The 12052-nt window shown below is 67.8% G+C and carries 10 protein-coding genes; 5 read left to right on the top strand and 5 right to left on the bottom strand.

What is annotated here, in order from left to right; all coding sequences use genetic code 11:
* Nucleotides 1-107 precede the first annotated feature (107 nt).
* The gene (locus OO71_RS39970) at nucleotides 108-524 is read left to right on the top strand and encodes a GNAT family N-acetyltransferase (RefSeq protein ID WP_281178527.1); all 417 of its coding nucleotides are present in this window, start codon (nucleotides 108-110) and stop codon (nucleotides 522-524) included.
* Between the two features lie 457 nt (nucleotides 525-981).
* Here the strand turns inward: OO71_RS39970 and OO71_RS39975 are convergent, their stop codons facing one another.
* Nucleotides 982-1596, bottom strand: coding sequence for a TetR/AcrR family transcriptional regulator (locus OO71_RS39975; RefSeq protein ID WP_033295263.1), 615 nt, complete (start codon nucleotides 1594-1596; stop codon nucleotides 982-984).
* 31 nt (nucleotides 1597-1627) lie between these two features.
* On the opposite strand from OO71_RS39975, the gene OO71_RS39980 reads away from it, so the two are divergent.
* Nucleotides 1628-2845 (top strand): erythromycin esterase family protein, encoded by a 1218-nt coding sequence (locus OO71_RS39980; RefSeq protein WP_051792862.1) that lies wholly within the window; start codon nucleotides 1628-1630, stop codon nucleotides 2843-2845.
* A gap of 1 nt (nucleotide 2846) precedes the next feature.
* Here OO71_RS39980 and OO71_RS51080 read toward each other — a convergent pair whose 3' ends face one another.
* The gene (locus OO71_RS51080) at nucleotides 2847-3179 is read right to left on the bottom strand and encodes a DUF4288 domain-containing protein (RefSeq protein WP_033295264.1); all 333 of its coding nucleotides are present in this window, start codon (nucleotides 3177-3179) and stop codon (nucleotides 2847-2849) included.
* Nucleotides 3180-3318: 139 nt separating this feature from the next.
* Here OO71_RS51080 and OO71_RS39990 point away from each other — a divergent pair, with 139 nt between their 5' ends.
* From OO71_RS39990 to OO71_RS40000, 3 genes are all read left to right on the top strand, one after another.
* Complete coding sequence (locus OO71_RS39990; RefSeq protein WP_084145609.1) at nucleotides 3319-4251, top strand: S8 family peptidase; 933 nt, start codon at nucleotides 3319-3321, stop codon at nucleotides 4249-4251.
* 143 nt (nucleotides 4252-4394) lie between these two features.
* Nucleotides 4395-7772 (top strand): pyruvate carboxylase, encoded by a 3378-nt coding sequence (locus OO71_RS39995; protein WP_033295265.1) that lies wholly within the window; start codon nucleotides 4395-4397, stop codon nucleotides 7770-7772.
* Nucleotides 7773-7891: 119 nt separating this feature from the next.
* Complete coding sequence (locus OO71_RS40000) at nucleotides 7892-8689, top strand: arginase family protein (RefSeq protein WP_033295266.1); 798 nt, start codon at nucleotides 7892-7894, stop codon at nucleotides 8687-8689.
* A 142-nt stretch (nucleotides 8690-8831) separates the two neighbouring features.
* On the opposite strand, the gene OO71_RS40005 is transcribed toward OO71_RS40000, so the two are convergent.
* The 3 genes from OO71_RS40005 to OO71_RS40015 all read right to left on the bottom strand — a co-directional run bounded on the left by OO71_RS40005 (nucleotide 8832) and on the right by OO71_RS40015 (nucleotide 12011).
* Nucleotides 8832-9218: a GntR family transcriptional regulator gene (locus tag OO71_RS40005; protein WP_033295267.1), complete on the bottom strand. Its 387-nt coding sequence runs from the start codon at nucleotides 9216-9218 to the stop codon at nucleotides 8832-8834.
* On the bottom strand, nucleotides 9219-9947 hold the full coding sequence (locus OO71_RS40010; protein WP_033295268.1) for a hypothetical protein: 729 nt from the start codon (nucleotides 9945-9947) through the stop codon (nucleotides 9219-9221).
* A 267-nt stretch (nucleotides 9948-10214) separates the two neighbouring features.
* On the bottom strand, nucleotides 10215-12011 hold the full coding sequence (locus tag OO71_RS40015) for an alpha/beta fold hydrolase (protein ID WP_051792864.1): 1797 nt from the start codon (nucleotides 12009-12011) through the stop codon (nucleotides 10215-10217).
* Nucleotides 12012-12052 lie beyond the last annotated feature (41 nt).

Genomic DNA, 12052 nt, shown 5'->3' on the forward strand with positions numbered 1-12052 from the left:
GCACTGCTTTGCCGGGTGACGCAGCCGGCATCGCCGCGGTCCACGTAGCTTCCTGGCAAGCGGCTTACGCGGGTCTGCTACCGGACGATTTCCTGTCCGGCTTGTCGGTGGATTCTCGTACGGATTTCTGGGCTTCTCGCCTGGCCGACCCTTCGGCGCAGCACACAGTCCTGGTGTCGACCGACCCAGCCGGGCTCATCACGGGATTCGCCGCTTTCGGCCCAAGCCGGGACGAGGATGGTGCCGGTGCTGTTGCTGGTGCTGGTTTGACGGGCGAACTAGCGTCGCTGTACCTCCTGCCGTCCCACTGGGGCCGCGGAACAGGCCGAATCTTGCACGAACGATGCGTGGAGCTGCTTTCGGAGCGATTTCGCGAGGCGACGTTGTGGGTCCTGTCGACCAACGCCCGTGCGCGGAGGTTCTACGAACGAGCAGGCTGGATCGCCGACGGGACAACAAAAGTAGAGGCCCTGAGCACGGTGACTTTGGAAGAGGTCCGGTACCGGCTTGCGTTGCGTGGCTGAGCTTGAGTACCGGCTTGCATTGCGTGGCTGAGCTGCAGCCTGGCGGGTCCGCCACCTGGTCGTCGGTGCTCCCCCCCCCGGTGGGATGCTGCGAGGCCGAGCTACGGTCGGCTCGCTTCGGGCAGAGCTGACGAGCGCGCTCCAGCGAGCACGATCCGCGGCCCGGTCGGGCGACAATTCGTTTTCGGGAAGCCCGCTGGGTTTCGGGAAGGCCGCGCCGCACTCCACCACTCGCTTCGCCGCTCGCCTTGCCATCTGCCTCACCCCGCCCCGCGCTCCGCGCCTTGCGTCTCGCACCTCACCCCGCCCCGCGCTCCGTGCCTCGCCCCTCGCACCTCACTTCGCCGTTCGCCGCTCCGCGCCGCTCGCCTTGCCATCTGCCTCACGCCGCCCGGCTTTATGCCGCCCCGCCCGCGCCTCGCTTCGCCGCTCGCCTCACCCTCAACCCCCCGCTCCCTCAAACCCCCCGCTCCCTCAGCACCCCCGCCCGCGCCGCAATAGCCGCCGCCTCCGCAGCCATTCCCGCACTCTCCTCCGAAACCGGCTCACGCGACACGAACAGCCGGTAGAAAACCGGCCCACACGCCAAGCGGGTCACCTCGTCCGGATCGGTGTCGGCAGGCACCTCTCCCCGCGCCACCGCCCGCTGCACTACCACCGCCGCCCGCGAATGCCGGTCCCGGTAGAACGCACGCAACGCCTCCGCCGCGCGCTCCGACTGGAACCCCGCCAGCACCGCAGCCATCGGCAGTTCCCGAGACCCCGCGGTCGTGAAGGTCCGCACCACCTCCAGCACCATCTCGCGCAAGTCACCGGCCAATGAACCGGTGTCCGCCGGGCTCCACGGTTCCTCCGCGCCCAATTCGAGCGCAGCCGCGACCAAGCCCTCCCGCGATTCCCACCGCCGGTACACCGTCGTCTTGTGCACCCCCGACCGCTCGGCCACCGCCTCGACGCTCAGCTCACCGAACCCGACCTCCGCCAGCAGGTCGAGCGTTGCCCGCAAAACGGCGACGCGCGTGCGTTCCGTCCGGCCGCCCGGTCGGCGCGTGCCAGGCAATTCGGTTGCCAATCACTACTCCCGTTGCGTTAGTGTCGCCAGTATGACACTACTCGGCGCCCGTTCGCCGCTGGACGGCGACGTCACCCCGATCACCGACCTGATCGGCGACGCGCGCATCGTCGCGATCGGCGAGAACAACCACCACATCCGCGAATTCGGTGAGCTCCGCTTCCAGTTGCTGCGCCGGCTCGTGGAGGACCACGGGTTCACCGTGCTCGGCTTCGAATCGGGCTTCGCCGAGGGCGACCGGGTGGAGCGATGGCTGCGTGGTGGCCCCGGCGACGTCGCCGAAATCGCGCGAGACGGATTCACCTTCACCCTCGGCGACTCGCCCGAGATGCACGACATGCTCACCTGGCTGCGCAGCCACGGCGGCGTCCGCTACACCGGCCTTGACCTGCCGAGCTCGAGTGGCTCTCCGCAACCGGCACTGCAGGCGGTCCGGAGCTTCATCGAGGAGGTGGATCCCGATGTCCTTCCGCTGGTCGACGCCGCAATCCGGGCGGCCGGGCCGTACTCCGCGGTCAGCAACGCCGTCGCGCCTGGCCGTTACGAGGCAATGGCCGATTCCGAACGCGACGCTGCTACCACGGCCTTGACGACGCTCGTTGCCCACCTTCGCTCGCTGTCGCCCATTTATCGGCAACGGAGCGAAGGCCACCGCTACACCATTGCCGAGCATCACGCGGTCGGCGCGCTTCGCGTTGACATGTACCTGCGAGAGCTGAAGGCGATGATGTCGGGAACAGCGCCGTCGCTACAGAGCTCTTCGCGCGACACGTACATGGCGTCGACCGTGAAGCTGCTTCGCCGGCTGTACGGCGAAGGCGAGAAGATCGTGGTGATGGTCCACAACGGACACCTGCAGCGCGTACCGTTCGCCGCTTTACCGACCATGACGTTCCCTTCGGCGGGTACGCACCTCGCGGAGGCCTTCGGTGACGACTATTTCGCTCTCGGTCTCACCGCCGGTACCGGGACCACCACCGGTCTCGAGCCGGATGGCGGCGAACGACTCGGCTTCCGCGCCTTTGCGCAAGATTTGCCACCAATCGCCGATGGAAGCGTCGAAGCGGCGTTGACCAGCGCGGATCCGTGTGTGGTCGATTTTCGGCAACACCGCGCAAGCGGCATCGCGGGACCGTCGAGCATCCGGCACGCGCACATGTTCTCGCCAGTCGACGTCGCGCAAGCCTTCGACGCGCTCGTCTACCTGCCAACCATGTCGGTCAGCGCGCACCTCGCCTCCGCGAAGTAACTCACTCGGCCAACAGCGGCTCAAACCGGCGGTACGCGTCGTAGTTGCGGAAGTGCCGGGCGTACAGGTCGGCGTCGCGCGTCAGGTCCTCATCGAGGGCTCGCGCGACGTCGACGATGCGCTTGCACGTCCACGTGATCACCTCGCCTTCTTCGTTGCGGTAGCTGCCCGTCTCACGCTCAGCGCGGCGACGCACCGCTTCGCGCGCTTCGTCCTCGCTGTCGGCGTACACGAGCACGAAGTCTTCGCGATACAGCGCTTCGTACGTCGGCGAAGCGCTCGTTGCCTCGTACAAGACCACGGCGACGTAAACCGTTTCTCCTTGACCGATCATGCTGAAAACTGTCCCCGGGGTGGGTGCCGCGGGCCAAGCGATTTGCGGACCGGGACCAGCCGATCGGGTGCCCCCATCGAGTGCCCCCATCGTGTGACGTCGAGTTGCCGTTCGATGGCGACCGGGATACGACGCAGGCATGCGGAACCGAGTGGCGCGTGGTCTTTTTCTGGCAACTCTGACGTTTCTCCTGGTCATCGGCATGCAACCGGCTGCCCTCGCGGCCGGCGGGACCCAGCTCAACCCGCCGAGCTGGGCACTCGACCGGATCGATCAGCGGACCGGCCTCGACCAGAAGTACCACTACGACACGGACGGTTCGGGCGTCACCGTTTACGTGATCGACAGCGGCGTCGATGCCAAACATCCCGATCTGCAACACCGCGTTCTTCCGGGCAAGGATTTCCTCACCAACGGCACGGACACGTCGGACACCAACGGCCACGGCACCCGGGTCGCCGGGATCATCGCCGGGCATAGCTATGGCGTCGCCAAGGGCGCCCAGATCTTCCCGGTCCGCGTACTCGACAAGGCGGGTGGCGGAGCCACCGACACGATCATCGCGGGCCTGAACTGGGTTGCCGAAAATGCGCATCAGCCGGCGGTCGCCGTGCTGGGTATCGGTGGCGTCCCGAACGAGCAGCTCGACAATGCGGTCAGCGGCGTTGCCGCTGTGATGCCGATCGTGGTCCCGGCGGGGGAGGGCGGCACCGACTCGAGCCAGGTTTCGCCCGCGCGGGTCGCGGCCGCGCTGACCGTGGGCGCGAGCGACGTCCAGGACCAGGTCGCGAGCTTCTCGAACTTCGGCAGCCCGCTCGACCTGTACGCACCCGGCGTCGACATTCCGGCGCCGATCGCCGGCACCGCGGACGTCGCCACGCTGTCCGGCACCTCGATGGCGGCGGCCGTCGCCGCGGGCGCAGTTGCCATTTACCGGTCAGCGCACCCGGATGCGGCGCCCAACGCGGTCGGTGAGGCCATCGTCCGGAATGCGACCCCGGACGCGATCAAAAACGTGCCCGCCGGGACGGCGAATCGCCTGCTGTGCACGCTGTCCGCGGAGAAGCCCTGACGGTTGCGGGACCAGCGCTCGAACCAGCATCATGCACGCAGGTCGACGCGCATGATGTCCATCACTTGGACTACGGCTCCCGTACCGCGGGATGAACCGGGTAACGTGCCTTCGATACCGATCCGAAACGGGAAGGACCGGGCATGTTCCGCAAAGTGCTGGTGGCCAATCGCGGCGAAATCGCGATCCGGGCGTTCCGCGCAGGTTACGAACTGGGCGCGGGCACAGTTGCCGTGTTTCCGCACGAAGACCGCAACTCGCTGCATCGGCTGAAGGCCGACGAGGCATACGAAATCGGTGAGCCGGGGCATCCGGTCCGCGCATATCTTTCGGTCGAGGCGATCGTCGAAGCCGCCAAGAAGGCGGGTGCGGACGCGGTCTATCCGGGCTATGGCTTCCTGTCGGAGAACCCCGACCTGGCCAAGGCCTGTGAAGAGGCGGGGATCACTTTTGTCGGCCCGAGCGCCGAAATCCTTGAACTGACCGGTAACAAGGCCCGCGCGGTCAAAGCGGCACGCGATGCCGGTGTCCCGGTACTCGGTTCCTCGCAGCCGTCCAGCAATGTCGACGAGCTGGTGGCCGCAGCCGACGAGCTCGGTTTCCCGGTGTTCGTCAAAGCGGTTGCCGGAGGTGGTGGCCGCGGCATGCGGCGGGTCGAGGACCCGGCCCTGCTGCGCGAATCGATCGAGGCCGCGGCCCGAGAGGCCGAATCGGCGTTCGGCGACCCGACCGTGTTCCTCGAAAAGGCCGTCGTCGAACCGCGGCACATCGAGGTCCAGATCCTCGCCGACGGCGAGGGCAACGTGATTCACCTCTTCGAGCGTGACTGTTCCGTGCAGCGCCGGCACCAGAAGGTCGTCGAGCTGGCTCCGGCGCCGAATCTCGATCCCGAGCTGCGGGACCGGATTTGTGCCGATGCCGTGAAATTCGCCCGGCAGATCGGCTACCGCAACGCCGGTACCGTCGAGTTCCTGCTCGACCGGCAGGGCAACCACGTCTTCATCGAGATGAACCCGCGCATCCAGGTCGAGCACACGGTGACCGAGGAGGTCACCGACGTCGACCTCGTGCAGTCCCAGCTGCGCATCGCGTCCGGGGAAAACCTGGCCGACCTGGGCCTTTCGCAGGACAAGATCTACCTGCGCGGCGCCGCGCTGCAGTGCCGCATCACCACCGAGGATCCGGCCAACGGCTTCCGTCCGGACACCGGCATGATCAGCGCGTACCGCTCACCTGGCGGTTCGGGCATCCGGCTCGACGGCGGAACTGCGTTCTCCGGCACGGAAATCAGCGCCCACTTCGACTCGCTTCTGGTCAAACTCACCTGCCGCGGCCGCGACTTCCGCACCGCAGTCGGCCGCGCCCGCCGCGCGGTCGCCGAGTTCCGTATCCGCGGAGTGGCGACGAACATCCCGTTCCTCCAGGCAGTGCTCGACGACCCGGACTTCCGCGAGGGCAACGTAACCACGTCGTTCATCGAGGAACGACCGCACCTGCTCACGGCGCGCCACTCCGCCGACCGCGGCACGCGGCTGCTCACCTACCTCGCCGACCAGACGGTGAACCGTCCGCACGGCGAACGTCCGCGCACGCCCGAAGCCGCCACGAAGCTGCCGAAGCTCCCCGCCGACCTCACGCCGCCGGACGGCTCCAAGCAGAAGCTGACCGAACTCGGCCCGGAAGGCTTCGCACGCTGGCTTCGCGAGTCGCCGCTGCTCGGCGTCACTGACACCACCTTCCGCGACGCGCACCAGTCACTGCTCGCCACCCGGGTGCGCACGAAGGACCTGCTCGCCGTGGCTCCGGTCGTCGCCGCGACCGTGCCGCAGCTGCTGTCCCTGGAATGCTGGGGCGGCGCGACCTACGACGTCGCCCTCCGCTTCCTCGCCGAGGACCCGTGGGAACGGCTGGCGCAACTGCGCAAGGCGGTGCCGAACATCTGCTTGCAGATGTTGCTGCGCGGCCGCAACACCGTGGGCTACACGCCCTACCCGACCGAGGTCACCACGGCCTTCGTCGAGGAGGCCACCGCAACCGGCATCGACATCTTCCGCATCTTCGACGCCCTCAACGACGTCGAGCAGATGCGTCCGGCCATCGAGGCGGTCCGCGGCACCGGTACTGCGGTCGCCGAGGTCGCACTCTGCTACACCTCCGATCTGTCCGATCCGAACGAAAAGCTGTACACGCTCGACTACTACCTCAAGCTCGCCGAGCAAATCGTGGGCGCCGGCGCGCACATCCTGGCCATCAAGGACATGGCCGGTCTGCTTCGCGCCCCCGCCGCCGCACGGCTGGTCACCGCGCTGCGCAAGGAGTTCGACCTCCCGGTGCACATCCACACGCACGACACCGCAGGCGGCCAGCTGGCCACCTACCTGGCTGCGATCCAGGCCGGTGCCGACGCGGTGGACGGCGCCGTTTCGTCGATGGCGGGCACTACGTCCCAGCCGTCGCTCGGCTCCATCGTCGCGGCCACCGACCACTCGGACCGCAGCACCGGTCTCGACCTGCACGCGATCGGCGACCTGGAGCCGTACTGGGAGAGCGTCCGCAAGATCTACGCACCGTTCGAGGCCGGACTCGCATCGCCCACCGGTCGCGTCTACGACCACGAGATCCCCGGCGGCCAGCTCTCCAACCTGCGCACGCAGGCCATCGCGCTGGGCCTCGGCGACCGGTTCGAGGACATCGAAGCCATGTACGCCGCGGCCGACAAGATCCTCGGCCACCTCGTGAAGGTCACGCCTTCGTCCAAAGTGGTCGGTGACCTCGCGCTGCACCTCGTCGGCGCCGGCGTGTCCCCGGCGGACTTCGAGGCGGAGCCGAACAAGTTCGACATCCCGGACTCGGTGATCGGCTTCCTGCGCGGCGAGCTCGGCGACCCGCCCGGCGGCTGGCCGGAACCGTTCCGCACCAAGGCACTCGAGGGCCGTTCCGCGGCCAAGCCGGTCGCCGAACTGTCCGAAGAGGACCACAAGGAACTCACCGACGACCGCCGCGCGGCGCTCAACCGGCTGCTGTTCCCCGGGCCCACCAAGGAATTCCTCGCGCACCGCGACGCCTACGGCGACACCAGCGTGCTCCCGAGCAAAGACTTCTTCTACGGTCTGCGCCCGGGTGAGGAGTACCGGGTGGACCTCGAGCCCGGCGTCCGGCTGCTCATCGAGCTGGAAGCCATCGGCGAGGCCGACGAGCGTGGCGTGCGGACCGTCATGTCCACGCTCAACGGCCAGCTCCGGCCGATCCAGATCCGCGACCGTTTGATCGCCTCGGACATCCCGGCGACGGAAAAAGCCGAGAAGGGCAACCCGAAGCAGATCGCCGCGCCGTTCGCGGGCGTGGTGACGCTGCAGGTCGCCGAGGGCGACGAGGTGGCGGCCGGGGCGACCGTGGCGACGATCGAGGCCATGAAGATGGAAGCGTCCATCACCGCTTCGGTGGCGGGCAAAGTGGGTCGGCTGGCAATCACCTCCGTTCAGCAGGTCGAGGGCGGAGACCTTCTCATCGTGCTCGAATAGGCCGCGGCAGCGCCACTTTTCGGTGCACGAGGGGTCCCTTCGCGCGTATTTGCCGCGAAGGGACCCCTCGCACCATTTGTTGCTCGCCTTCGACCGCCTGGTCGCGCTAGCGTCGACGCATGCTGATCAACGCGGTGCCGCAGTGGCAGGGCGCGATCGGTCCACGGGCACGAGGACTGGTCGAGGGCTGCCTCGCGCTTTCCGAACTCGCCGGGCACGTGCTCGGCAAGCCGGTGCATCACGTCCGCCAGGACCGTGCCACGTCCGGCGTCGTGGCCGGGATCGCCAACCGGGCGGTGCTCACGGGCCCGAACCGGCAGGCGCACCTTGCTGCGCTCGAAGCGCCGGAAGGTCCGGTGCTCACCATCGGCGGCGACTGCGGAGTGGAGCTGATCCCGGTCGGGGTCGCGCGTTTCCGTTACGGCGCAAGGCTCGGAGTCGCGTGGTTCGATGCCCACGCGGATCTGAACACAGCCGAATCATCGCCGTCGGGCGCCTTCCACGGCATGGTCCTGCGGTCGTTGCTCGGTGACGGCGACGAGGAATTCGCCGCCAGCCCGGCGCTCGAACGCGGCCGGGTGGCGTTGTTCGGCACCCGCTCGTTCGACTCGGCGGAGGAGGACGCCATCGCCGCCGGCCTTGCCGTGCGCACCGATGACGTTGCGGCCACGCTGAATGCCGCGGGCGCACACCAGCTTTATCTCCATCTGGACTTGGACATCCTGGATCCCGGCGAATTCGCCGGGCTCAACTACCCGGAGCCCGGTGGGCTCTCGATCGCCGAATTGGCCGCGGCCATCGACGGACTGTCCGGAATGGACGTCGTCGGTGCCGGCATCACGGAGTGCGTCGGAACCGAAGTCGCCGCGCTGGAACCCGTGCTCGCCGCAGTGGGGAGGGTGCTGATGGAGGGCTGAACCTCCACGTCGAGGCGGAGATCCGCGCCTCATCCGGTAAGTGGACCACGGGACCGCACGGGCAGAAGGAGGTGCCCGCAAGCCGTGCGGAAGACGGTTCACAGAACGGCGAAAACCGCGCCGGCCGGATGATCGCCCGGATTCAGTGCTCCGGCGTGTCCAGGTTCGCCAGCGCCACGCGTAGGGCAGCAACGGCTCCGTCCGGCGCGACCCCGAGTTCCCGAGTGTGACGGGCAAATTCGGCGGCCGCGTTGCGGAGCAGCGTGCCCGGGTCCGGTCGGTCGGCCGGTCCGGTCACGACGGTTCCGCGTGCCCGCGCAGTGGTGACCCAACCGGCGGTCTCGAGCTCGCGGTACACGCGGGCGACGGTCCCGGAGGCGAGCCCGAGGTCCCTCGACAGCTGACGGATCGGCGGAAGCCGAGCATCCCGCATCAGCGTGCCGGTGGTGATTGCGCGGACTATCTGGTCGTGCACCTGGCGCCAAGGCGGAACACCACTCGCGGCGTCGACCACTACTCGCAGCGGCATCTACCGCGCTGCCGTGGTTGTCGTACGCGGTTTCGGCGGTGGGCCGACAATCGCCAGAAAAGCGGCAACGGTCACCACGAACGCGAGGAACGACGCCAGGTTGCCGGCGGTCCAGCCGAGCGTGGCGGCCGTCCCGGTGCCGAGCCCGAGTGCGACCCGAGCGCTGCGAATGCGTAGCGCCAGGTCGACTTCGGGGTCGCCTGCAGCTGGCCTGCGAACGGCGAGCAGCACGACGAGCCACGAAACCGCGGCCGCACCCGCAGTCACCGCGAGCTGGGTCCATTGCCTCGTCGCGGCGAGGTGCGCCACAGCGGCAATCGTGGCAAGCCCTGCGACGATGATCGTCCACAGTGGAACGAAATCGAGCACCCCGCGCGGCGCGAGCACGGCTTCCCGTCGTGGTTGCCGCGACGGACGCTGGGCGAAAATCTCGGCGATGAGTCCGCCGAGCAGCACTACGACGAGCACGCTCGTGATCGTCGTTTTTTCGCCGACGACTTGCTCCGCGCCGGGAAGAAGAGGCAGGCCGACGAACAGCCACGGATACCAGAACCGCCGTCGGCGCAGGTAGCGCACGGCCACCGACACCTGGTCGGGGGCCGGGTTCCGCACGCCCCATTTCGTGAGCAGCCGGACGCCTTGCCGTTCCCCCGGCCACAACACGACGAGGATGACGAGGCCGAACAGGCCGGTGACCCCGGCGACGGCCAGCGTGGTACCGAAATCCATGGCGGCTCCCTCCCTCTTGTATCAAGAGTATGATACAAGAGGGCTGCTTGTCATGCGAACCGGTTCGGTTACCGCGGTTTGGTCATCCGGTGAGTCGTTGTTGTCGCTGAGGGGCTAATGGCTCCGTGGGCCGGGATGCCGCCTGCACAAGGTGGACTCGAGCAGCGGGATGCCTTCGATACACACCGGGTGGATGCCTGGCCTGCTGATGCGATCGGTGAGCCAGACACCCACCCGGCCAGCGGTCGTAGCCAGCGTCGGTTCGCGCTACCGCCAGGGCAGCCGTTTTTCGGCAACAGCCTGGACGCGGGCTTCTTTCGACGTCTGGACGGACGAGGTGCTTCGGCCGGTGTCGTCTTTCGCCGGCGAACCGGCCGGAGGCGCGGCCTTGTCCGCCGGGACCTGGGGCCGTGGCTCGGCGGCACACTCCGACCTCGACGACGGCAGGATGCCGTTGATCAGGTAGTTGTCGACCCTCTCCGTGACGCACTTGTTCGTGCCGTAGTGCCCGTGGCTGCCGCTGTCCCGCACGGAGATCAACTGGTCTGCCAGGGTCGCAGCCATTGCCGGACCACCGTCGTATTGAGTAGCCGGGTCGCCGTCGGCTTGGATGACGATGCCGGTCGGGTAGCCGTCCCGTTTGAGGGGGACCAGGCTTTCGGGCGGAGTGAACGAGCGGAAGGTGCAGTTGTTCGGCGCGACACCGACGATGCCGCTGCCGTTTCCGTCCGCGTAGGGCGCGTAGTCCCGGAAGGCGCGCATGTCTTCGTAGTAAGTGCTGAGATCGGTCGGCCAGTCTGCTTCGCACGTGACGGTTTCGTACACGCCGTCTCGCACGCGGGCGATACCCTTCTGGTGCAGCAAACCGATCGCTTTGCCACTGTCGGGCGAAAGCGCAGTGGACTTCTCGGCTGCCTGCCGGACCTCGCCGATCACCTCGGCGACCACGTCCCAGATCGGACGCGGCTGGGTGCCTTGGGCGAGGAAGCGGTCCAGCTCGTTTCGGCTGAACTCCTTCGGCCACGAGACCGGCCAATCCTCCGGCCGCGGACGGGTGAACGGGACCGATCGGGTCGCGAGCTTGGCGGCCAGCGCCTCCGTGGTCGCGAGCACCTCCGCCTGGGATTTGCCGAGGTGATAAGTGTTGTCCCGCTCGCCGGTCCAAGCAGCCCACTGCTCGACGTTGAACCGCGCCGCAACGGATTGCTGTTTCGCTTGCTCTCGCCACATCCATTGGGGATGGATCGAGGAGTCGAGGACGCTGCGGTTCAGATGTTGCGGGTAGAGGCTGCCGTAGACGGCGCCGAGGTAGGTGCCGTAGGAGTAGCCCAGGTAGTTGATTTTGCTTTCACCGAGCGCAGTTCGGATGAGGTCCATGTCGCGGGCGGCGTTTGCGGTGTTGATGAACGGGCGGATGCCGCCACCAGCACGTTGGCACGCGGCCTCCATCGCGCGGGCGTATGCGGTGTACTGGGCGAACTGCTCCTCTGTCGGACGCGTAGTGTCCGGCAGTTTCTCTTTCACCGTCTCGCATTTGAGCATGTTCGTGCTGCTGGTGCCTCGCGGAGCGAAGCCGATCAGGTCGAAGTGCTTCGCGATCGGCGCTGTGCGAGCGCCGAGCGGCATGGTCGTCCCGCTACCGCCCGGACCGCCTGGGTTGAGCAGGAGAACGCCTCGGCGTCGGGCCTGGTCGGTGGCTTTGATCCGGGTGACGTCGATGCTGAGTTTGCCCGCGCTCGGGTTGCGGTAGTCGAGTGGCACCGTGACTTGTGCGCACTCCATCAGTTTCCATTGCCCCTTCCACGGGTCGATGATGACGCCGTCCTCGGGCAACTCGGACGGGTCCGGCGGGGGCGGGTCCGAGCACTGCTGCCAGGTGAGTTTCTGGTGCTGGAATCCGGCGAGCCCGTCCGCGGCGGTGGCTGGCGGCGTCAGCCCGGCGGCCAGCAGGAACGCCAGCCCGGCCGTGGTCGCAGCCCGGCGTTTCCGGCTCGGGCGGCAGTTGATGATCTTCATGTCGCACAGGTGTACCCGTCCGGGCGTTTCCGGCCGGTTGCCGATCATCGAAACACTTCGGAAACGTTCTTGGTGGTACCTTCGAGAGC

The organism is Amycolatopsis jejuensis (assembly GCF_000717335.1).
In the GTDB taxonomy this organism is placed as follows: domain Bacteria; phylum Actinomycetota; class Actinomycetes; order Mycobacteriales; family Pseudonocardiaceae; genus Amycolatopsis; species Amycolatopsis jejuensis.